Annotated in this window: 22 protein-coding genes; 5 read left to right on the top strand and 17 right to left on the bottom strand. The window is 51.8% G+C overall.

The annotated features are described in order from the left end of the window. The first annotated feature begins 30 nt into the window (after nt 1–30). Nucleotides 31–1,716 carry an aspartate:alanine antiporter gene (locus tag HV127_RS17380; protein WP_112214733.1) on the top strand — a complete coding sequence of 562 codons (1,686 nt, stop codon included), beginning with the start codon at nt 31–33 and terminating at the stop codon, nt 1,714–1,716. Nucleotides 1,717–1,872: 156 nt separating this feature from the next. Here the strand turns inward: HV127_RS17380 and HV127_RS17375 are convergent, their stop codons facing one another. After that, the gene (locus HV127_RS17375; protein ID WP_181482888.1) at nt 1,873–2,415 is read right to left on the bottom strand and encodes a TetR family transcriptional regulator; all 543 of its coding nucleotides are present in this window, start codon (nt 2,413–2,415) and stop codon (nt 1,873–1,875) included. A gap of 181 nt (nt 2,416–2,596) precedes the next feature. Between HV127_RS17375 and HV127_RS17370 the strand changes: the two genes are divergently transcribed. Next, entirely contained in the window at nt 2,597–3,799 is a 1,203-nt protein-coding gene (locus tag HV127_RS17370; protein ID WP_182237536.1) for an MFS transporter, read from the top strand. Next, complete coding sequence (locus HV127_RS17365) at nt 3,799–4,611, top strand: Cof-type HAD-IIB family hydrolase (protein ID WP_182237535.1); 813 nt, start codon at nt 3,799–3,801, stop codon at nt 4,609–4,611. Before HV127_RS17370 ends, HV127_RS17365 begins: the two co-directional genes overlap by 1 nt. 48 nt (nt 4,612–4,659) lie before the next feature. Here HV127_RS17365 and HV127_RS17360 read toward each other — a convergent pair whose 3' ends face one another. Beyond that, nucleotides 4,660–5,895, bottom strand: coding sequence for an MFS transporter (locus HV127_RS17360; protein WP_182237533.1), 1,236 nt, complete (start codon nt 5,893–5,895; stop codon nt 4,660–4,662). A gap of 319 nt (nt 5,896–6,214) precedes the next feature. On the opposite strand from HV127_RS17360, the gene ybjG reads away from it, so the two are divergent. Together ybjG and deoR are read left to right on the top strand one after the other, a co-directional pair. After that, nucleotides 6,215–6,808 carry an undecaprenyl-diphosphate phosphatase gene (gene ybjG / locus HV127_RS17355; protein WP_182237531.1) on the top strand — a complete coding sequence of 198 codons (594 nt, stop codon included), beginning with the start codon at nt 6,215–6,217 and terminating at the stop codon, nt 6,806–6,808. 125 nt (nt 6,809–6,933) lie between these two features. Continuing rightward, nucleotides 6,934–7,692, top strand: coding sequence for a DNA-binding transcriptional repressor DeoR (gene deoR, locus HV127_RS17350; RefSeq protein WP_110275304.1), 759 nt, complete (start codon nt 6,934–6,936; stop codon nt 7,690–7,692). Nucleotides 7,693–7,720: 28 nt separating this feature from the next. Here deoR and dacC read toward each other — a convergent pair whose 3' ends face one another. The 15 genes from dacC to HV127_RS17275 all read right to left on the bottom strand — a co-directional run bounded on the left by dacC (nt 7,721) and on the right by HV127_RS17275 (nt 22,862). Further along, a complete protein-coding gene (gene dacC, locus HV127_RS17345) occupies nt 7,721–8,926 on the bottom strand; it encodes a serine-type D-Ala-D-Ala carboxypeptidase (RefSeq protein ID WP_182240706.1) in 1,206 nt (401 codons plus the stop codon). Nucleotides 8,927–9,381: 455 nt separating this feature from the next. Then, the gene (locus HV127_RS17340; protein WP_142463801.1) at nt 9,382–9,816 is read right to left on the bottom strand and encodes a hypothetical protein; all 435 of its coding nucleotides are present in this window, start codon (nt 9,814–9,816) and stop codon (nt 9,382–9,384) included. Nucleotides 9,817–9,972: 156 nt separating this feature from the next. After that, entirely contained in the window at nt 9,973–10,800 is an 828-nt protein-coding gene (locus HV127_RS17335) for a hypothetical protein (RefSeq protein ID WP_182237529.1), read from the bottom strand. Nucleotides 10,801–10,814: 14 nt separating this feature from the next. Beyond that, nucleotides 10,815–12,827: a hypothetical protein gene (locus tag HV127_RS17330; protein WP_182237527.1), complete on the bottom strand. Its 2,013-nt coding sequence runs from the start codon at nt 12,825–12,827 to the stop codon at nt 10,815–10,817. 83 nt (nt 12,828–12,910) lie between these two features. Then, the gene (locus HV127_RS17325) at nt 12,911–13,342 is read right to left on the bottom strand and encodes a tail fiber assembly protein (protein WP_182237525.1); all 432 of its coding nucleotides are present in this window, start codon (nt 13,340–13,342) and stop codon (nt 12,911–12,913) included. Further along, on the bottom strand, nt 13,342–13,881 hold the full coding sequence (locus HV127_RS17320; protein WP_182237523.1) for a hypothetical protein: 540 nt from the start codon (nt 13,879–13,881) through the stop codon (nt 13,342–13,344). The genes HV127_RS17325 and HV127_RS17320 overlap by 1 nt, the downstream gene beginning before the upstream one ends. A gap of 155 nt (nt 13,882–14,036) precedes the next feature. Next, nucleotides 14,037–15,017 carry an IS5-like element IS5 family transposase gene (locus tag HV127_RS17315; RefSeq protein WP_042934497.1) on the bottom strand — a complete coding sequence of 327 codons (981 nt, stop codon included), beginning with the start codon at nt 15,015–15,017 and terminating at the stop codon, nt 14,037–14,039. A gap of 238 nt (nt 15,018–15,255) precedes the next feature. Beyond that, complete coding sequence (locus HV127_RS17310; protein WP_182237521.1) at nt 15,256–15,930, bottom strand: putative phage tail protein; 675 nt, start codon at nt 15,928–15,930, stop codon at nt 15,256–15,258. Next, a complete protein-coding gene (locus tag HV127_RS17305) occupies nt 15,927–17,075 on the bottom strand; it encodes a baseplate J/gp47 family protein (RefSeq protein WP_182237520.1) in 1,149 nt (382 codons plus the stop codon). Before HV127_RS17305 ends, HV127_RS17310 begins: the two co-directional genes overlap by 4 nt. Further along, nucleotides 17,065–17,514: a phage GP46 family protein gene (locus HV127_RS17300; RefSeq protein WP_182237518.1), complete on the bottom strand. Its 450-nt coding sequence runs from the start codon at nt 17,512–17,514 to the stop codon at nt 17,065–17,067. Before HV127_RS17300 ends, HV127_RS17305 begins: the two co-directional genes overlap by 11 nt. Further along, nucleotides 17,511–18,089, bottom strand: coding sequence for a phage baseplate assembly protein (locus HV127_RS17295; protein WP_228727473.1), 579 nt, complete (start codon nt 18,087–18,089; stop codon nt 17,511–17,513). The genes HV127_RS17300 and HV127_RS17295 overlap by 4 nt, the downstream gene beginning before the upstream one ends. Then, a complete protein-coding gene (locus HV127_RS17290) occupies nt 18,086–19,165 on the bottom strand; it encodes a phage baseplate assembly protein (RefSeq protein WP_182237516.1) in 1,080 nt (359 codons plus the stop codon). Before HV127_RS17290 ends, HV127_RS17295 begins: the two co-directional genes overlap by 4 nt. Further along, entirely contained in the window at nt 19,162–20,562 is a 1,401-nt protein-coding gene (locus tag HV127_RS17285; protein ID WP_182237514.1) for a DNA circularization N-terminal domain-containing protein, read from the bottom strand. The genes HV127_RS17290 and HV127_RS17285 overlap by 4 nt, the downstream gene beginning before the upstream one ends. 68 nt (nt 20,563–20,630) lie before the next feature. Then, nucleotides 20,631–21,020, bottom strand: a complete 390-nt coding sequence (locus HV127_RS17280; RefSeq protein ID WP_182237512.1) for a hypothetical protein — start codon at nt 21,018–21,020, stop codon at nt 20,631–20,633. 72 nt (nt 21,021–21,092) lie between these two features. Then, a complete protein-coding gene (locus tag HV127_RS17275) occupies nt 21,093–22,862 on the bottom strand; it encodes a transglycosylase SLT domain-containing protein (protein ID WP_182237510.1) in 1,770 nt (589 codons plus the stop codon). Nucleotides 22,863–22,976 lie beyond the last annotated feature (114 nt).

Raw genomic sequence — 22,976 nt, 5'->3', positions numbered from 1 at the left:
AACTTACTAGTAAATGAGAAGTTGGCTTTCGTGAATATAAACGTCGCAGATTTGTTAAACGGGAATTACATCCTGTTATTGTTCGTTGTTCTTGCATTAGGTCTTTGCCTCGGGAAACTGCGTCTCGGGTCAGTACAACTTGGTAATTCCATTGGCGTTTTAGTCGTTTCGTTATTATTAGGCCAGCAACATTTTAGTATTAACACTGATGCCCTAAATCTCGGCTTTATGCTGTTTATTTTTTGTGTCGGCGTGGAAGCGGGTCCCAACTTTTTTTCTATTTTTTTTCGCGATGGGAAAAATTACCTGATGCTGGCTCTGGTAATGGTCGGTAGCGCAATGCTGATCGCCATGGGTCTGGGTAAGCTGTTCGGCTGGGATATCGGCCTGACGGCCGGGATGCTCGCCGGGGCAATGACCTCAACCCCGGTGCTGGTCGGCGCTGGCGATACGCTACGCCACTTCGGCATGTCCAGCGAGCAGCTCGCCGCCTCACTCGATCACCTGAGTCTTGGCTACGCTCTGACCTACCTGGTTGGCCTGGTGAGCCTGATTGTTGGCGCTCGCTATATGCCCAAACTACAGCACCAGGATTTGCAAACCAGCGCCCAGCAAATCGCCCGTGAACGTGGCCTCGATAACGATTCCCGGCGCAAGGTCTATCTGCCGGTGATCCGCGCCTATCGCGTCGGCCCGGAGCTGGTGGCATGGGCAGACGGCAAAAACCTGCGCGAGCTGGGTATTTATCGCCAGACCGGCTGCTATATCGAGCGAATTCGCCGTAACGGTATTCTCGCCAACCCAGACGGTGACGCGGTGTTGCAGATGGGCGATGATATCGCGCTGGTGGGCTACCCGGATGCCCATGCCCGTCTCGACCCGAGCTTTCGTAACGGCAAAGAGGTCTTCGACCGCGACCTGCTGGACATGCGCATCGTCACCGAAGAGATCGTGGTAAAAAATCACAATGCCGTTGGCCGTCGTCTGGCGCAGCTGAAGCTGACCGATCACGGTTGCTTCTTAAACCGCGTGATCCGCAGCCAAATCGAAATGCCCATTGACGATAACGTGGTGCTTAATAAGGGCGATGTGTTACAGGTCAGCGGCGACGCGCGTCGCGTTAAAACTGTCGCAGACCGTATCGGCTTTATCTCTATTCACAGCCAGGTGACCGACCTGCTCGCCTTCTGCGCCTTCTTCATCGTCGGCCTGATGATCGGCATGATCACCTTCCAGTTCAGTTCGTTCAGCTTCGGCATCGGTAACGCCGCCGGTCTGCTGTTTGCCGGGATCATGCTCGGCTTCCTGCGAGCTAACCATCCGACGTTCGGCTATATCCCCCAGGGGGCGCTGAATATGGTGAAAGAGTTCGGATTGATGGTGTTTATGGCCGGTGTCGGCCTCAGCGCGGGTGCGGGGATTAATAACGGCCTGGGCGCCGTCGGTGGCCAGATGCTGGCAGCGGGTCTCATCGTCAGCCTGGTGCCGGTGGTTATCTGCTTCCTGTTCGGCGCGTACGTCCTGCGCATGAACCGCGCAATGCTATTCGGCGCGATGATGGGAGCCCGCACCTGTGCGCCAGCGATGGAAATTATCAGCGACACCGCGCGCAGCAACATTCCGGCGCTGGGGTACGCCGGGACCTATGCTATCGCTAACGTGTTGTTAACCCTGGCAGGTACGCTAATTGTCATCATCTGGCCAGGGCTACAGTAAATTTTTCAGAAAAAAACGCATATTCTCAGAACTTTTTTTGCTGGCATCAGTCATAAGTAGTGCCACTGCTTTTCTTTGATGTCCCCATTTTGTGGAGCCCATCAACCCCGCCGCTTAGGTTCAAGGTTGATGGGTTTTTTGTTTTCTGCGCCCCGCTCACTCCCCCGCCAGCCTTCCCACCATCAGCCGAATCGCTTCTCTTGATAGCGGCGCTCTGTCGGTCACGAAATGTAGCGTCATACCCTCAATGAAGGCATCCAGCCCGCGGGCCGTTGCCGGTTCAAACCACTGCTCGAGGGTTTGCTGGCTGCGTAACATCCAGTTCTGCATCACTGCTTTTAAATTCGGCTGGCTGCTGCAAAAGGCGTAAAGCTGGTACATCAGTTCCATATTGCGCGCGGTGGTAACCTGGGCGCTAAAAATCAGCTCAGCAATGGCGTCACACGCCTCTTCACGGTTGCTTACGTTCGCGAAGAACTGCTGATACTGTACCGACATCTGGCCGGTAAATACGCTGAATGCTTCTTCGACCAGCGCCTCAATACCGCTGAAATAGTAAGTCAGCGAGCCCAGTGGAACACCGGCACAGCTGGCGATTTTGCGATGCGTGACCGCATGAATTCCATGTATAGCAATCGTGTCCAGCGTCGCCTGCAAAATGCGCTCCCGACGCTGTGGGTCGTTCGGTCGACGAGCCATAAGTTTCCCTCTTTTATTCAAATGGACGCATACTCTCACGGCACGCGCTTAAGATATCCCTCAGGCTGAATCGAGTCATTGAGGTCAATAAAAAAGCGGCCAGCAGTAAGCAACCTATATGTACAAATGTACACAACCTTGCTACTGTTGTCTCCATCTCTTCACTCACGGGCATTTACGGATGACAGCACAAACCTCCCGCAGAGCCCTCCAGCTACGGCTGTGGGCGCTCTTCATGTTCTTTTTTATTCCCGGATTACTCATGGCCTCATGGGCAACCCGCACGCCAGCGATACGCGATTTACTGACGCTATCCACGGCGGAAATGGGGATTGTATTATTTGGACTATCGATAGGTTCAATGAGCGGAATTCTCTGCTCTGCGTGGCTGGTCAATCGTTTCGGCACCCGTAAAGTCATTCGCGCCACCATGTCCTGCGCGGTGGTAGGGATGCTGGTGCTCAGCGTCGCGCTGTGGTTTACATCAGCCGTTCTATTTGCTCTTGGGCTGGCCATCTTTGGTGCCAGCTTTGGCTCAGCCGAGGTGGCAATTAACGTTGAAGGCGCTGCCGTTGAACGTGAAATGAATAAAACCGTCCTGCCGATGATGCATGGTTTCTACAGCTTCGGCACGCTGATCGGTGCAGGAATTGGCATGGCGGTCACCGGTTTCGGCCTGCCCGCCGCGCCGCATATTCTGCTGGCGGCGCTGGTGGCTATCCTCCCTATCGCCATCGCCATTCGCGCCATCCCCGACGGTACCGGCAAAAATGCTGCAGAAGCCGCACGCAACGAAGGAAAAGGACTGCCGGTCTGGCGTGATACCCAACTGTTACTCATTGGGTTAATCGTGCTGGCGATGGCCTTTGCCGAAGGTTCCGCCAACGACTGGTTACCGCTGCTAATGGTGGATGGTCATGGCTTCAGCCCAACCTCCGGCTCTTTGATTTACGCAGGCTTCACGCTCGGAATGACCATCGGTCGCTTTACCGGCGGTTGGTTTATCGACCGCTACAGCCGGGTAACCGTCGTTCGCGCCAGCGCGGTGATGGGCGCGCTGGGCATTGCGCTGATTATTTTTGTCGATAGTCCGTGGGTCGCCGGCATTTCCGTGCTGTTATGGGGCCTCGGCGCTTCGCTGGGCTTCCCGCTGACTATTTCCGCCGCCAGCGATACCGGGCCCGATGCGCCGAAGCGTGTTAGCATCGTGGCGATCACCGGCTACCTCGCCTTCCTCGTCGGCCCGCCGCTGCTGGGCTTCCTTGGCGAACATTTTGGCCTGCGCAGTGCGATGATGGTCGTGCTGGCGCTGGTCCTGGTGGCAGCACTGGTCGCCCGCGCGGTGGCGAAACCACAACCTGAACCTGTTTTGGAGAACAGTTAATGAGCATCAAATTGATTGCGGTAGACATGGATGGCACCTTCTTAAGCGATGCCAAAACCTATAACCGCCAGCGCTTCCTTGCCCAATACCAGCGAATGCGTGAACAAGACATCCGCTTCGTCGTGGCCAGCGGCAACCAGTATTACCAGTTGATTTCGTTCTTCCCTGAGGTAGCCAATGAGATTGCTTTTGTCGCCGAAAACGGCGGCTGGGTGGTCAGCGCCGGGGACGATGTGTTTAACTGCCAAATACCAAAAGCGCATTTCAATACCGTCATCGATCATCTGCAAACGCTGACTGACATTGAAATTATCGCCTGCGGTAAACGCAGCGCTTACACCCTCAATCAATATAACGATGAACTGAAGGCGATCGCAGCGAAGTATTATCATCGCCTTGAACTGGTCGACGACTTTAATCAGATTGATGATGTGATTCTGAAATTCGGCCTCAACGTACCGGATCACTTAATCCCGCAGATGCAGCCGAAACTGCACGCTGCGCTGGGCGACATGGTCACTGCCGTCGCCACCGGCTACGGTAGCATTGACCTGATTATTCCTGGCGTACACAAAGCCAACGGCTTGCGTATTTTGCAAGAGCGCTGGGGCATTGAAAACCATGAAGTCGTCGCGTTCGGCGACGGCGGAAACGATATTGAAATGCTGCAACACGCCGGTTTCGGTTTTGCGATGGCAAACGCCGCAGCCCCGGTGAAAGCCGTTGCTAGATATGATGCGCCGCACAACAACGAGGAAGGCGTGCTGCATATTATTGATAAAGTGCTTAATCGCGAAGCGCCGTTCGCCTGAGGAATGACCCGCTGCGGCGCTTAACGTCGTAGCGGGTCATTTTGAAAGTCACTGAGGATCGTGGGAGCTTCCCACGCTCTTATCCTTCAGGAAGTAGACCGTCATTGCCAGCCACAGCACCCCGCTCAGTAAGTTTAACAAGCTGAAAATCCCGCTACCGCCAGATTCATAAGCATGCTTACTGACTTCAATGCCAACGGTAAAGATCAGCATCTGCAGCATCCCCATCGCCGCCGACACCGTCCCCTTACTCATCTCGCTGGCAAATAACGTCAGGCGAACCAGTCCGGCGTTGGCCAGACCAATCCCGAACGCGTAAACGCTCAGCCCTGCGGTCATCCACAGATAGGCGTGGGTTGAAGCCACCGTCGCCACCGCGGAGATCAGCAGGCCAATCATAATCGGCCAGCCGCCGAGAATAATTAGCGAACGCACCGTTTTGCGTGAAGTCTGGCGCGCCAGCACCAGATTACCGGCAATCAACGCGCCAAAAATCGGTACCTGTAGCAGGCCATATTCATAACTGGTCGCCTTCTCGCCGCTGATAATAATCACTGGCGATTGGGCAATCCAGGCCAGCAACGGCAGGCTGACAAAACCGGTCGCCAGCGCTCCGGCTACAAAACGCAGGTTTTTCAGCACCTCACGGTAATCGCGCCCCAACTCTTTTACCGACAGTTTCTCGCCCATCCGGGTGGCGGTTTCCGGCATCGCCCGCTGTAGGCCAACGAAAGCAATAGCCGCCAACACGGCGAACAGGACAAACATCATTTCCCACGGCAGAACATGAACCCAGGCAGCCCCCACCAGCGGCCCGAGAAGCGGCGCAATCAGCGCAACGTTGGCCATCAGGGCAGTAATTTTGATACAGACCGCCTCTTCGAAAGACTCCTGAATCGCTGCATAGCCCACTGCGCCGATAAAACAGAGGCTAATGCCCTGCAAAAAGCGCAGCAGCGTAAACTGCTCAATAGTTTGCGCCAACAGCGTCGCCAGGCAGGTCACGATAAACCACACAACGCCGGTCAGCATCACCGGACGACGGCCGATACGGTCCGACAGCGGCCCCAGCAGCCACTGTAAAAACATACCGCCGGCCAGATAAGCGGTCATCGAGGTCGGAACCCACTCATTGCCAACGCCGAACTCTTCCACCACCGAGAGCATTCCCGGTTGGATCATGTCGTTGCCGATATAAGTGGAAAATTCGTATAGCACCAGGCACAGCGGAAACAGCAAGGCCTGACGTCCGAGGCGCTTGCCCGAAAGCGAATAATTCTGCATGAAATCTCTTATTTAAATAAAACCGCGCAAAGTTTAATGAAAGTCGAGCCGGTGAGATAGCGAATTGTGAGCGACAACGAAAAATAGCGCCACTCAGGTAACAACATCGCCATCAGCAAATGAAAAGCCAACTGTATATATTTCGTTTATGTTTCAATTAGATTACAGGCTATATACTCTCCATTGCAGTCTGTTAACGAAGGCACAAATACGTATAAATTCATAACAAACTGATAATTAAGACAATACTGCTTTACCTCATCGCCACCCTTTTTTAAGGTAGGCGGCTTATTGCTGACGGACTAAAGAGCCTGGATGTATGCTGGAAAATATCAACTACGCGCTGTTTGCATTGCTCAATGCAACGCCTGATTCCCCGTGGTGGGCGATTGAAGTGGCGACTTTTATTGCCAAAGACCTGATTATTCTTGTGCCATTACTCGTATTAGCCCTATGGCTATGGGGGCCTAATCAGCGCCAGTTGGTATTTAAGGTCATGATGGCGTTAGCTATTAGCCTCACGCTTTCATGGATATTCGGCCTTCTCTTTCCACACGAACGTCCGTTTGCCGCCGGTGTCGGCTATAACTTCCTGCACCATTCGTCGAATAACTCTTTCCCGAGCAACCACGGCACCATCTGCTTTACCTTTGCGCTGGCCTTTATGTTCTGGCATCGACTGTGGTCTGGCGCATTGCTCCTCGGTATCGCCTGCGCAATCGCCTGGTCCCGGGTTTATCTCGGCGTCCACTGGCCGATGGACATGCTGGGTGGACTGCTGACCGCCATGAGCGCTTGCCTTAGCGCCCAGCTATTGTGGCATAGCGGAGGACATAGCCTTTACCAGCATCTACAGCGGCTGTACCGCCTGTTTTTTTCGTTGCCAATCCGCAAAGGCTGGGTGCGCGGATAATCTTATTCCTGAGAAACCCATCGCGTAGTCACGGCGCTATTCCACCGCGTGACTAACCCTCTTTCGGCAGGTAAAATCGCCGCTGACGCCCTGTCGATGCAGGGCGCTTTGAGCTTAGAGGGAATATGGAAACTCGTCGTGACGAACGCATCAGCCAGCTTATTCAGGCACTCAAGCGCAGTGATAAACTCCATCTAAAAGAAGCAGCAACCCTGCTTGGTGTGTCAGAAATGACCATTCGTCGCGATCTCAATGGTCATAATGGTCCGGTGGTGCTGCTCGGCGGTTACATTGTGCTGGAGCCGCGTAGCGCCACGCACTATCTGTTAAGCGACCAAAAAACGCGCCTGGTCGATGAGAAGCGACGCGCCGCCCGCCACGCCGCCAAACTGTTAGAACCTCATCAGATGGCCTTTTTCGACTGCGGAACGACCACGCCGTGGATCATCGACGCCATCGACAACGCCCTGCCCTTTACTGGCGTGTGCTATTCGCTCAATACCTTTCTTTCCCTTCAGGATAAGCCCCAGTGTCGGGCGATTTTATGCGGCGGCGAATTCCACGCCAGCAACGCGATTTTTAAACCGCTGAGCCTTCAGGATACGCTGAGCCATCTTTGCCCGGATATCGCGTTTTATTCAGCGGCCGGAATTGACTGCGAGCAGGGCGCAACCTGTTTTAATCTGGAAGAGCTACCGGTCAAACACTGGGCGATGAAAAGCGCTCGCTACCACGTGCTGGTGGTCGATCACAGTAAATTCGGTAAAGTTCGACCGGCGAGAATGGGTGATTTAGCGCAGTTTGATGTGATTGCCAGCGACGTTTGTCCGGATGACGACCTACAGGCGCTGGCGAAAGAAAAACAGATTTCACTACTCTACTAACCGCGCCCCGCAGGGCGCGGCCTGCATCTTAAGAGAACCAGCTACCGAACCAGCCGTGCAGTTTCATCAGCACGAAATCAACCATCCGGCTAAAGAAGCCACCTTCGTTTACCGCTTCCATCACTATCAGAGGTCGCTGCTCAATGGTCTTATCATTGAGTTTAAAGTCGATAGTACCCACGACCTGGCCTTTGGTCAGCGGCGCGGTCAGCTGCGTTTCGTTCAGGGTGTAGCTGGCCTTCAGGTTTTTCAGCTGTCCTTTCGGCAGCGTAATGGAACCGGCCTCGCCCGCGCCTAACTTCGCTTCGCTGCTATCACCAAACCAGACGCGTTGGGTAATAAAGGTGGCATCCGGTTTAATCGGCGTTACGGTTTCATAGAAGCGGAAGCCCCAGGTCAGCAGTTTTTCTGACTCATTAAAACGGATGCGGTCAGTTTTAGTTCCAAGTACCACGGCAATCAGGCGCATATCATTGCCCTGCGTTGCGGAGGAAACCAGGTTATAACCCGCACCTGCGGTGGTCCCTGTTTTCACGCCGTCGGCATTAAAACTGGTGCTCCACAGCAGCCGGTTGCGGTTTGGCTGACGAATTTTGTTAAAAGTGAACTCTTTTTCTTTATGAATGGCGTACTCTTCCGGCACGTCATGGATCATCGCTTTAGTCAGCAGCGCCATATCACGAGCGGTACTGAACTGCCCCGGCGCATCCAGACCGTGCACGGTCATAAAGGTGGTATTAGTCAGGCCCATCTTCTGCGCATAACCGTTCATCAGGCTGACAAACGCATCCTGACTTCCCGCCACGTAGTCGGCAATCGCGATGCTGGCATCGTTGCCGGACTGAATGATTACGCCCTTATTCAGGTCTTCGACCGAGACCTGCATGCCCGGCTTAAGGAACATCACCGACGAACCGCGCAGCGCCGGGTTACCGGTTGCCCACGCATCACGCCCGATGGTCACCATGTCGGTGGACTTAATCTTACCCGCCTTTAACGCCTGACCGACGACGTAGCTGGTCATGATTTTGGTCAGGCTCGCCGGGTCGAGTTTTTCATCAGCATTGCCTTCGCTGAGCACTTTGCCGCTGGCATAGTCCATCAGGATCCAGGCTCGCGCGTCAATCGACGGCGCATCGGGGAGTTGTTCCGCAGCCTGCACCGCAGGCGCAACGAGAAGTAAAAGCGCGCAGCCTGCCGCGAGGCCGCGAAGGGAAAAAGCATCATGCGTCATAAGAGCCACCCAAGTATCCTTTCCAAACAAAAATATGCCGCAACACTCTTTCGGCGCCGCAGCAGCCGGTGAGTAAAGCGTACAAATGACCTTAAAGAAACAGCGAGTTGGTAAAGTTTTTAAAGTTTACGCAATAACCTCACGCCCTGCCGCAAACAGAGCAATTTTTTTGATCGTGGTTGCCTATATATTAACTTTATTATGGCATGCAAAAAAATAGTTTAGCAAATTCAATGATCTGCTTCATTTTCAAAGATATAGAGTGATTGACTTCTGGACAAATGCAGACAAATACAGACATTTGATTGCCCCAAACCGTGCCCCAAGCGTCATTTTGCCCCAAAATCTGCCCCAAAAAACAGCTCACCAAAGAGAAGGGCTTCGGGAGTTGGTGGTGAGTTTGCACGCAATACGCTTTATATAATAATTTGCGACACGGCTACTGGGTGGGGCGCTTAACTTGTGATATTTCTTGCACTACTACTGCTTACAGTCACTGCGGGTAGTGATTTAGACGCATGCCTCAACGCAGCATTGAACGCAATGAGTGTTACTGGCCGACATTCGTTCTTCACACGATTTGAATGGCTCTGGAACACAAAAATATCCTCTGGATGCCTTTCCCGTCGCCGGGCTATCATCGCCATCACCGTAGGTGGAATTTCAACGCGCAGCGCTTTCAGCCTCCCCCTCTCTCGTATCAGTATCGAATTGCCATCTATGTCATCGTAACGAAGCGACAGCAGCCTGCCCGCACTAAGGCTCGTATGGAAAATCAATGCCCACAAATCAGCCCAAGTATCTGATATGTTGGCAAGTTGACTATTTATTACCAAAAATTGCGCAAACGTTAACGTTTTCTTACTACTCACAGTTAACCAATCTTTCATCTATTATTCGTGAGGTTATTATCTCAGATGTTAATTTAAGGGAACAGTGGTTAAGGTACGGTTAATCACAGCGCCCCTTCAAACAGGGCTATCATCCTGCCTCATATCGTTGAATGATGTGCGGCTATCAATTTTCATGACAGCCGCAAGTTGTTGTTAGCTAAAGCGCGAATGATTGCGAGAATAATCCAGAGCAACAATATCTGCCGGATTCACATCTGTACTTGTCATGTCGTAAACGGCGGCGCGATAGATTGTTCCCACAGTGCCACCGGATGCAGAAGCCCAACTGCCGCTCAAAAGTTGAACCTTCGTAAACTCCGTTGGGCGCGCTGCTGAGTTAGCGATTGCCTTTTCAACGACCGGGGAGCCGTTAACAAAAATCTGGCTCTTAACCTGTGTATCACTGACCTTATAGGCATACATCGCTACCTGCGTGACTGTCCCCAGCGCAGCTTTCACAGCGGTATCCACACCACCAGAACCATCCCACCACGCCCCCCACGCCTGGAACTGCATGTTATTCAGTGCGCCAGCGGCATTACTGTTTGCAAGAATGCCTGAGAGTGCTGTTGCAGAGGTGGGCCCATTACCTACTGAAAATAAGGCACATTGTCGTGCGGTATTCTGGGGATCATATCCGGTGACGGGTAATTTAAATGTCAGAGTAATAAGCTGCCGGGTGCATGACGCTGAAAGTATGGCGCTGTCTGGAAGCAGGATGCGATCCAGATAATTACCAGATGACTTAATGCCGCCACCATCATAGCTCATTGCGTTACCGACTGTTGCTGCATCATTTGTATAGCAAAGATTTTTCACAATATCATCCTTGCTGTAGCCGGATGTTTTATTTCCGCCCGGCCAGGTGCGACCAAAATCCAGCAACAAGCGACACGCATCGTTAATAGCCGCATCACGGTATAGATATTCACCACTCGCCAGAGTGACATTTCCACGTTTCTCAAAAGGACCTGCTGTCATGTTTATTACTCCCTTTACAGCCAGCCTTTGCTGACCATGAATTGATGAACGAAAATTGCGTTGACTTCAGTGCCGATAAACAGCGCATTAGGGCGCAGGCTTTGGCTGGGATGCAGGGTGTCCTGCCGTAAGGACGTTGGGGTGATGCCGTTGGCAATATCTTCCACGTCCTGGTGATAATCCGGGTTGTGGTGATTTTTGAAGTTCAGCAGCAGGTCAACACCGTTAATTTCACAGTAGTTTCCGGGGTAAAGCCGCTTCAGCTCTGAATTCAGGTACATGACCTGTGCCTGGCCGGTCGTGCCGATCACTTCGCTGGCTATCGGGAATTCTGGTAACACAACAAAGCGCCGGTTCTGTCGTGCCAGCTTGTCAGTGATGGCCTTCATATCAGCGAGGATTTGCATGATGGATGAAGCGTTATTTCTGCCGATCCACAGAATGTTTACAGACTCGCGGTGCTGGTCGTAACGGGTCGCCAGCGGAATATCGCCGATTTCTCGGGTGGTATAGGGATAAACCACCAACGGCGTCGGCCCGGTGACACTGACAGTACTCCCTGCTTCTGAACGGCTGAATACCATCTCCGTTCCGGTCCAGTTAATGACACCATCAACACCGGCAAGGGAGCATTTCAGACCGTCTTCCGCAGCAACATCGCCAACAATCTGCAATGGCCCAGGCTGAGCTGGCGTCAGCGTCACATCGCCTGTCGCCGGGATGACGCCCCCTGCAGGCTGGTAGTTTTTGGTATAAGCGCCGTTCCTGAGTGCGATCGCGACCGACGTCGCGCCGGAGCGCCCGAAGTTGTAGGCGGGATATCCGGTCAACTGGCTGAGCTTTAAACTGAATGAAGTGTTGTTCCCGATGAACGAATGCCCCCATAGCGCGAGCGTTTTACGCCCGTACTCTGAAACAGGCAGCCAGGCATTGTATGGGCACATGATTTCTCCGGCGACGGCATCTGATGAGGGGGAATTAAAAACGAAATAGTCGGATTCGTTACGAACATTAGTGAAGTCGGTATCTGTGGCAAATACCGCCATTCTGGCGGTGCGGGTACTCAGCACCTTGAGGTTTTTGTCATCAACGAATGCGCGGAAGTTGTCCTCTTCCTTAGGATACGTCCCGCCATTTTCCGACAGACCGCTGATAATACGGTTGTTCTCATCCAGAAGGCCGGACATGAGCACGCTGCCTTCAAATTCGGATGCGTCCGCTAAATACGACTGATACGGCACGCCAGCGATTGTCAGGCTGTCAACATCGATGATACGGGCCAGCAGTGAGCCCAGCGTCACATTCTTAAAGAATGCCCGGTCACCAATCCAGCCCATCAGCCAGCGCAGATTTTCCGACACTAATGCGCTGTCAAATAGCGCCCCGGCGTACTCATCTGAATCGAGGTAGTCGACGTTATCAACGCTTTTTAAAGGAATACCGTTGATAGTGACCTGTCCGGCATTAATCTCTTTTACCTCAGCCTTCGCAGCAGTTAAATCCCCCGTCACGACGAGATTCTTTAACCACAAAACATCCGTTATCCACTTCCACAACCAGCGACCAGCAGTGTCCATTCCGGCTGAATCAACGCCGGAACCTTCATATTCATCGTCTGAAATGAAGGTGATCAGTTCCAGCAGCTTTAACAGTGGCTCTACGGATTCCTGAGAAAGCATCTTTCTCCCGGTCGCTGTCAGCGTCCCGGCGTTGTTAATGTACTCATCTGCCAGCGAACTTCCATCCGCGCTGCGCACATAAGTGGTCGAACCCTCAGAGATATTCGCGATATCTGCCTGGGCCGCTTCAAGCGTCATGTACTGCTTGCTCAGGGGAATAAGATTTTCGCGGGTTTTTTCAATTGCATCGGCGTTTTGTTTTAATACACCCTGCCACGTAGTTCGTTCTTTTCCGCCGCGATCTGTCCATATTTCTCCATCTCCATTCAAGGCAATGTCCATATTTTCGATATTGGTTCTCAGGATATCGAAGCTTGCTGTACCCAGCGGAGGGGTCAATTCTGACATATAGTCAACCTCGTATTGGCCAGACTATCCAGCCAAATAAAATTGTTTATTAGCATGAGAAGAATAAAAATATAACAATACCTTTACTCGGGCATCTCTACCCAACTTACAGATTCATATTCTGCTTTATTCTTAATACGGGTTAAATCTATAGACTTTAAGTCTTTGATATAGACCATCCATTTAACAAGCTTCACTTTGTCATCATCTGAAATGATTTCGAGCTCAAGTTCTGTGCGCCAGTCTTTTATTTTATCACTAGCAGAAGATAAGAGCGAATCACGCCGATACTCCGCTAACAAGATATAATCAATAACGGGTGAAGTGTAATCTCCAATGTTTCCATAGTTACCCGCAATGCATTCATTGTAAATGCTTCTGCCGTGATCTTCTGTATCATCAGGCGATGCAGCAAAGGGAATGTAATCAGAAAGCAACTCAAACTTAACATCGCAGATGATAAGAGTTTTATCCTCATTTGCATATGATAAATTTTTTACGTCTGTATATTTCATTATGCAATCCTTAAGAATAATGAGACGCCATAATGTCTGTCAGTATTAACGACAAACCCCATGCATCGCCACGAACCAGAAACAGCAGTTCCCTCAGTGATTCTTGCCCAGTCACCACCAGACTCACCTCCGTAGGCTGTAACACCGGAGTAAATGAGCTGACTTCCGTTAACAACGTCACCGGGATTAATCGTCGAATTTAAGACCATATTTCTAAGAATTGCGTAGGAGCCAACAGCGCCAACCCCAATATTTGCAATACCACTTGTGATAAAGGATTGCGGAGGTGGGTTGTTTGGGCTGTATACTCTCTGCCCTGCTTCGGATACCAGCCCTGCTGCGTTTATCGAGCCACTCAAATCGCCGCCCGTTGAGGGATAAGCTCCAACATCTCCAGCGCTCAAGTTAACATCCCCTGTTTTGCTGTTTACGCTGGTGACAGGTATTGTTGGCATTGCTGATAAAGCCAGTTTCTTTATTGCCTCAAGTACCTGTGCAGAGTCTTCAGGGTTTATTGCAATCCCGGCCCCCTCGACCACATTAACTAGGGAAGGTGCGAATAAGCGGGGAAATTCTTCTCGGCTGACTCAGTCATTTCATTTCTTCATGTTTGAGCCGATTTTTTCTCCCGTAAATGCCTTGAATCAGCCTATTTAGACCGTTTCTTCGCCATTTAAGGCGTTATCCCCAGTTTTTAGTGAGATCTCTCCCACTGACGTATCATTTGGTCCGCCCGAAACAGGTTGGCCAGCGTGAATAACATCGCCAGTTGGTTATCGTTTTTCAGCAACCCCTTGTATCTGGCTTTCACGAAGCCGAACTGTCGCTTGATGATGCGAAATGGGTGCTCCACCTTGGCCCGGATGCTGGCTTTCATGTATTCGATGTTGATGGCCGTTTTGTTCTTGCGTGGATGCTGTTTCAAGGTTCTTACCTTGCCGGGGCGCTCGGCGATCAGCCAGTCCACATCCACCTCGGCCAGCTCCTCGCGCTGTGGCGCCCCTTGGTAGCCGGCATCGGCTGAGACAAATTGCTCCTCTCCATGCAGCAGATTACCCAGCTGATTGAGGTCATGCTCGTTGGCCGCGGTGGTGACTAGGCTGTGGGTCAGGCCACTCTTGGCATCGACACCAATGTGGGCCTTCATGCCAAAGTGCCACTGATTGCCTTTCTTGGTCTGATGCATCTCCGGATCGCGTTGCTGCTCTTTGTTCTTGGTCGAGCTGGGTGCCTCAATGATGGTGGCATCGACCAAGGTGCCTTGAGTCATCATGACGCCTGCTTCGGCCAGCCAGCGATTGATGGTCTTGAACAATTGGCGGGCCAGTTGATGCTGCTCCAGCAGGTGGCGGAAATTCATGATGGTGGTGCGGTCAGGCAAGGCGCTATCCAGGGATAACCGGGCAAACCGACGCATGGAGGCGATTTCGTACAGAGCATCTTCCATCGCGCCATCGCTCAGGTTGTACCAATGCTGCATGCAGTGAATGCGTAGCATGGTTTCCAGCGGATAAGGTCGCCGGCCATTACCAGCCTTGGGGTAAAACGGCTCGATGACTTCCACCATGTTTTGCCATGGCAGAATCTGCTCCATACGGGACAAGAAAATCTCTTTTCTGGTCTGACGGCGCTTACTGCTGAATTCACTGTCGGCGAAGGTAAGTTGATGACTCATGATGAACCCTGTTCCATGGCTCCAGATGACAAACATGATCTCATATCAGGGACTTGTTCGCACCTTCCCTAACTCAGTCTGTACAGAATTAAACCATGCCGCAACAAGGCGAGTTGGAGGAATGCCGCCAGAAATTTTACCATCCGTAAATAATCCATCCAGCGCCGTAACTGGTTCTACGTCACTTATCTTCAACATATATTACAACCTTTAATATAAAATAATGAGAAATTAGTATTTAGATCTCAAAGGCGGGCCAGACATAATTCATTAACCGGTCAAATTCAGACTGATATGAAGGTGTGTTCATTTCAGCTTCCAGTCCATACGTAAAAATGATATTAATATGTGAAGGAGCTATCTTGTTAATTGAACATTCCAGTTGTTTATCACCCCACGAAGCCAGGGGGTCACCGCAATATGTTTCCCCCGAGTACGCATACCTTACTGTTGAACCCGGTACGTTTATCTGCCAGGTATATGGCCATTCATCACCATTTATTGCATCTCCACATACTGACATTCCGCACATTGCAGGGCGAAACAGCATAATCGTAACGTCATAACCCAATGCAGCCGCTATAGTGATGTAGTAATTACGATTTAAGCCGCCAGTGCTGATGAGTTTTGAAACAACAGCTCTCTGGCGAGCGCCAATACTATCAATTTCGCCAATAGCACAATCATCAGGCAGTCCGAGTGTACGCTCCCATTCGTAAAGCATCATCAGTGCTGTTGAAGGAAAGCCACCTGACAATAGCGCCAATGAATCAGTGTCAGAACGTGCAAATGAATGTGCAAGAGATTTGACCGTCGCGTACTGTGTACTTTCAACATCACGGGGCCATGCAAGGCCGGTGGGCAACAGTGAAACCAAAGCACGCGTATAGTCATCAACAGAATAAAGGCTCATGTGAAATCAACCGCCCCCAGCAATGGCAGCTCACCCGTCCCTAAAATGATGTTCTGGGAGGGTGATTCCAGCACATATCCCGTCGTGCCGGCGACCTGACTAATCGCACCGTTAATATCTGAGAGATATATTTTTCCTGACCCGTCCGGCGTTCCGTTGTCAAAAAATAGCAAATTAATAGCGTCTTTTATTGCCTGCACTGTGTCGGAGTCTGTGTCCGGGATCCCTGAGATGGTGAAGTCGACAACTTTTTCTATTGGAGAGCAGGCGTAAATAATCGCGGTATCAGCCTGGAGAGGATAAATATAATCCGCCACCCTTCCCTGATCGCCGGTCGCTTTTATTGCACCCCAGTCTTCAAGCGATGACACCCCATCGGCCCCGACCGGGAAACCGTTATTCGTCGTGTCATTGCCATCACACATAATGTAAATAACGACGGTACCCGCCCCCATTCCGCGCCGCTTTACCCATGCACGGGTTACGCCAGAGATTTCCAGCGCCCATTTTTTATAATCGGCGTCACTTCCACCCTGAGGCGGGTTCTGGTATGCCTGCAGCCCGCGCTGCCGGAAATTATCTTCATTCTCGATGTCTGCCCCGCCGCTTGCCGCCTCGATCAGTGTCAGCGTATTATCGATACCTGACACGTTGGCATCCAGCGTCAGCAATGTGCCGGCATCAGCGTTGCCTGCGCTTCCGCCGCCACTTACGTCGTCAGATATATCGGGCAAAACAGCCGTGGCAGAAGTGGTGCCGGTTTTCGCGGCTGATATGGTCAGCTCCGAATCAGTGACATACTGATAACCATCGGATCGGTTCAGAACAGTACCCGCAGGAAGAACTGCCCCAACAGTTCCCGTGGCCTTTAGTACCGGTGACCGGGAAGCTGTGGCCGCTTTCCGATAGATCTGTTTAAGAGCCATCCAGCCCGCCAGCCATTCGCCGGTAGAGGTGAACGGGTTCGTCTGCAGGGCAATATAATCCAGGTACGCATAGTGAAGATGTGACATGCCGGCATCCATATCCGCTATGACCTTCAGATTTCCGAAGCGAAGCAAGGCACCGACATTTTTAAGTTCTGCCTGCATAAACTGCCGGTTTTCTTCGCGCAGCTCACTCAGCGTTTTTCGTTTAAACGGCATTATTTATTTGCTCCCAGATCCAGAAAAATGCGCTCTCCTGCCAGTCTCCATTCGGCGGCAGATAACGAATAATCAGGTTGAGTCTGTTCGGGATAACGATCTGCGTTGTGCAACTGATATCACTGACCACACCATCGCCTTTCAGCCAGTCAAGGGCCTCTTTTGCGTACTCTTCTGCCCGTATGGCAACATTGGTCGTCAGTTTTTCTCGACGCAGCAACCACAGCCGGCTACCCAGTTGCGTATCGGCGTCTGAGTCTCCCCACCAGCCGCGGCGATCACTACCGTCATAAGCGTCGTCCCGGCGGGCAAGGCGATCTGTGAACAAACTGAGGATGATTGCAGTTTGCAGATCATTGCCGGTTTCCAGCGCGCCAGGATCGGTACGCCAGTCAGCATGAAGCGCATCGACATTCCAGAATGATGAAATATCACTCATACCTGTTCCCCCGGTTTCTCGCTGGTTACGGCGTCGTTACCTTGTTCAACCCCTTTCACTTCGTGATCGTGCTCGTTATATGCGTCCCGTAGTTGTTTCAGAGTTTTGTCGTTGGTTTCACAGTTATCAATCACATCACCGGTAACCAGTAATTTAGGTGTAATGAGTTTCACCTGTTCTGTCGCGGTAGCTGTCAGATTTTTTGCGTTATTGACGGTGACGTCCTGGCCTTTTGCATCGATGCTGATACCGTCCTCCGTCAACTGGATGTACAGACCCCACTGGTTGTACATTACCGTTTCACCGGGGGTCAGATCTGAATGGCGGTACCCCTGATGGTTGGTCGCGATGACTACCGGGTTCGAACGATCACCGCCCAGGAACGCCAGCACGACATCGGTACCAACGGGAAGCCCGGAGGAAAACCCAAATTCGGCCAGCCGGTGGGCGCTGGCGACCTCGAGCGGGGTCTGATACTGCACGGACTGGGTTCCACCGCCGTCCTGCATCGCAGTAACTCGCCCCACGCCCAGCATGCTGGCAATACGGTTTGCAATATGTCGAAACTGGTTCATTGGCTGAATCCTGCTATCTGCTGGTAAAATGCATAGGGCTGCACCGCAAACGCCTCTGGCGGCATCAGCGTCAACCGGGCATGCGTACCATCGCTGTCCCGCATAAACGTGACTTCGGCTATCAGCAATTCAGTGTTTGGTAACCTGAGGGTGGGGAGATTCACCGGGATCAGCGTATTTGGCTCCCACAGCTTCCCGGCCTTATCCCGCCAACTGTCTACTGTGACGCTTAACTGCTTCGAACGGCCATAACGGCGGTTCATCTCCCAGTCGATGGCGCGCTGCGCCTGCCGCGACGCCATCAGCGTGCTTTCAACGATAACGATGCGTTTGCGGTATCGCATACCGGCCGCCTCAGGATCCCGGGCGGTGGCCAGCGTCACCGAATCATAGGCCGTATCAGGAGAAAATCCGGCGATCGGCGAAACGCTCATCGAAACGCCAACATAATCAGAGAATCGTTCCGACATATCGGCGCGGTAGTACGCCTGCTCGACGTTCTCGCCTTCCGCCACTCCACTGGCCGCCCGTCGGGTTCCTACGCGCGTGAGCAGCAGGTTTCCGTCGGGCAAATCGTAATAGAGTAGCGCCGACCACCTGGATACTCGCTCGATGATTTCCTGTGGCGACTCCCCCCAGTTAATCGTGAACTGAGGCACCTCCACCATATCATCCACATCGGATGAAACTTTAATGCCGTACCATGAAGCCAGACGGGAAGCGATATTCAGCGCATTACTTCGGTTGATGACGTTGTTAGGCCACTCGGCAGAACAGTCCACCAGATCCTGACATTTGCTGCGTCCGTTCGCCTGTACCTCATGCCGGGCTCTCGTTATCGCGGGTTCCCAGCTGTCAACATAACCCGTTATCACCGGGTCCTCACCGAAATGAACTTCACAGGGCGCCCCCTCAACCACCAGCTGCTTTTCGTAGGTGCCCGGGTAATAGTCCAGAAGTCCTAGGCTAAAATCAGACGGGAAGCGCTCAACAGATCGCGTTACGCGGGCTGAATCCCAGCCCTCTATTTTTTTGTCACCGACTGTCAGCGTGACTACATCCTGATCATCGCTCATTGTCGTAACACCCTCATCGAAACAGGCATAAACGCCGGGTGCGGTACGTCTGATTCCTGAATCAGCTCATCAGCGCGCCCAACATTCTGATATAACCGATTAGCCAGCGTCAGCGCGGGGAGTGGTTGCGCGGAATTGAACTGCATGAGCTCGCTTAAACTGGCTGAAAGCGACGACATGGTGTCGAGAAATGACGACCTGACCAGCAACAATGAACTGTAGAGTTCATCGTCGGCGCGGTCACCTGTCGCCAGTAGGGCAGCATCCAGTTGGTCTGAAACCCGGCGGGTTATCTGCTCTGCTTCGTTGCGACTCGTCGGGTTTGATTCAGCGGCCGCTGCCGCCATTGCCCCGCTGCACAGAACAATGATGAGAACATTGACGCTTTCCGCTATATCCGCGCCAGCTGACGACTGCTGATATTCTGAACTGGTGGCGTTGGCCAACTCCTCCAGCGCAGTTATCCGCTCATTAACACCACCGGTGCAGTTGAGGATAGCGTTGATAACGTCAGCAGTACGTTGCACAAACTCATCAACCGTGGCAGAGCTATTCAGTCCGGTGACGGTATCAAAAATCCCCTGACGGTCCATGATAGCGCTGGCTGATACCTGCGCGGAAAGTGATTCAAAATCATCGGTGTCATCGGCAGAGATGCTACCGTTTACACCTGATGAGCTGCCACCTACTTCCCCCTTGCTATAGCGCCCGTAGCGCTGATTACCGAACGTTGATTTGAGAACGTTGCTGACATTCGTCACTTCATTGGTGGTGCTGTCCACCATATTTGTCCAGAAAGCGATCGTGTTCCTGATGGTTTTTATCGCCTGCGTCACGCCACGGACTTCACCTTTAATCCGTGCGATGGTGCTTAATACAGTGGTGCTGACCAACTTCAGGTAATTTGTGCGAACAGATTTTCCTGCCGCACTGCTGCCGGTGACCGCAAAAACCTTTAGCCCTGACTCGATCGCCATCAACGTGAATTCAAAAACACGGCCTGCATCTGCAGAACCGGAAAGCCGAAGCCCGTTTTCCGGTATAGCCACCGTCATTTCACCCAGAGTCGGGTGAATCAATGTGCCTGCGCCTTTCTCTTCACATGCAGTGATGAGCGCCTGACGCTGGGTAATAACATCCCCGCCGCCATACATCTGACTGTCCTGAATGAGGAAGCCACGAATAACAATCCGACGGACACCGCGTCCCATATCCTCTATCCAGGCAGTGTCGCGATAGGGGTACTCATGTACTGCCTGCCGGCGTCCGTGACTGCCTTCCTCAGCAATAACGGCAAACGGGACACCCCGGAAACTGGAGGGTTGCAACTTACTCTGCCAGTCATCACTGGCGTCGCCGCCCATCAGCGACGAAATCGCATCCTGAATAATCGGCATTTGAACTCCAGGTATAAAAAAACCGCCAACATTGTAGCGGTTTGCGGTGATAGATATCTTTACTGAAACTAACGCTGCGGAAAGAAGGAGAAGCCATCAGGCGACTTGGCAACTATTATAGTGCGACCATCTGTCGTTATTATCTCCGCTGTTTTCTCGGATAAGTACATAACTGCAGAAATGTTAACCCCATGCCCTTCTAGGTAATCATGGGACACATTTGTTGTGTTGTAACACAAAGAATTACTGACATAAAAACCATGGTAGCTTTGTTTGCATTTATCCAATTCAGATAATTCATTTTTGAACAGTGCGAAAACTCCGACAAACACAACAAAGATACAGCTAGTGATAATTCTTGCTAAGGTCCGTTTTCTGCTCTTTACTTTTCCAAAAGACATAATCAGGCAAATAACGAACAATACCAACAAGACAATGATACCTTGATAAACACTCATATCAACCAACCTTTTAATTATTACCCAGGGTGTTGATAGTTTGCCTCTCCATGCAAACTTTGTCATCTATCACTAATAGCTCATGGGTAGCGTTATCCGCCCACCATCCTGGCTTTCAAAAACCTTCCGATCCCCCTTCTCACTGACCATGGTAATTTCGAGCTTCAGCTTGTTATCTTCCATAGCGCTTTTGAATGATTTGGTAATGTCGTTCACAGATACAGGGCCTGTATTCTGCGCGGATTGAATAATGCTGCCAGATGAGGTACCCCCAGAATCGCCGCTGATAATATTCTGATAATGTCCCAAAACCGCACCGGGATAAGCTGCATTCTCCCGCCCCCAGCGACGCTTATCATAGCCACCATTATAGTAGCGTAACGCTAACGGGATGTTACCCCCTGCATTCTGCATGTTTTCCGCCATAATCTGCGCGCCAGCATAAATATTCTGTCGGGGATCGGTCCAGTCTGTAATCCCGGTTGACTTAAAATTAGAAGGCATAATCTGCATAAGTCCGCGGGCTCCGGCTCGACTAACAGCATATGGGTCGCCAGCAGATTCTTGCTTCATGATGGCTTTCAATAGGCGGGGGTCAACGCCGTACTTTCTACCCGCCTCGCTGAGGAGATCGTCATACTGGCTGGTGTTGTCGTTTTGTCGATAAGGTATTTTTTCATTACCGGGGACATTTTGCGGCATTATCACCGACATGTCGCTACGTAAGCGATCTGCCGCATCCATCGCGCCATACTCGGCATCATAACGTTTACGAACAGCATCCGTCATAAAGCCGGCATCAACCGCCCCACGTTCGCTTCGGCTCAGTGTATTATAAAGGTCTTTATTGCCCTGGATGCGACGTAACTTTTCAGCCTCATCGGTATTGATAAAGCCCACTGCGTGAGACAGAGCAGTAAAATCACCGTTGATGAGCAAGTCTGTTATACCTTCCAGTCCGTTCTTAACGGATCCGTCAGACATGACAAATTTCAGAACCTTTTTTTCTGCCTTATTGATTAGCCCATCCCAGGCAGCACCCAACTCATTCATCGTCACGTTGACATCAGAAAGTTGTTTATTTAGTTCTGGGTCAACAGTCAGGCCAAACTTCTCTGCTTTTGCCAACAGTCCGGCATACTTTGAGCCTTCACGTAACAGTGTCAACATCTCAGGGGTTAGCCCGACAGCATTAGCGAATGATTTTTGTTGCGATGGGCTCCAGTTTTGAAGGGCGCCGGAAATAGAGTTAAGTGTGCTCAGCAGATCAAGGGAGCCATCTTTATTTTTGACTATCTGAGCGCCAATTTGCGCCATCGCGCCCGTAACTCCCGCATTAGACCCGCTGGCGGCCTCATTCAGGGATTTAAAGACGCTCTCAATTGATGCGGCTGCGGTCTCACTATCTGTACCAAGAATACGTAATGCCCCGGATAGTGCCGAGAAATCTTTAACGCTCATAGCGGTGTTCTGCGCGTGTGTTTCGAGGTTGTAAGCCTCTTTTGCCGCGTCCCTGAAACCGTCGGCAACCTTTTTTATGCCGTATCCGACAACGCCGGCCGCGCCAAAGGTAGCCACTTTATCTGCCAGCTCACCGACGATCTTCAGTGGAGGAATGATATCTCCGATGAACTGGACGTTATCCCGTGCACTACGGGCCATTTTATCCAGTCGTCCGCCGACATCATCCAGACTATCAACCGTCTCATCACCGCCGAGGTTAAGCTTTTCCTGCGTCTCATCCAGTTGAGGGAGCAGGTTTTTAATGGCCTCGTTGATTTCATCAATGGTGGCGCTGACCCTGTCGTCCGCAATCAGCTCGAAATCGAATGAGTTACTCATCGTCCTGACCTCCGGACTTCAGTTTATTGATTCGGTTTGCCTGCGCCACCCACCAGAGCAGCCGTTTCTGGGTCATACCCCACGCCCGTTCGTCGCTCCACCCGAAATAGAAGG

The organism is Klebsiella sp. RHBSTW-00215 (assembly GCF_014103785.1).
Classification (GTDB): Bacteria; Pseudomonadota; Gammaproteobacteria; order Enterobacterales; family Enterobacteriaceae; genus Klebsiella.
Note: the sequence above shows the minus strand (reverse complement) of the source record. Positions and strands in the feature narration are given on the sequence as shown.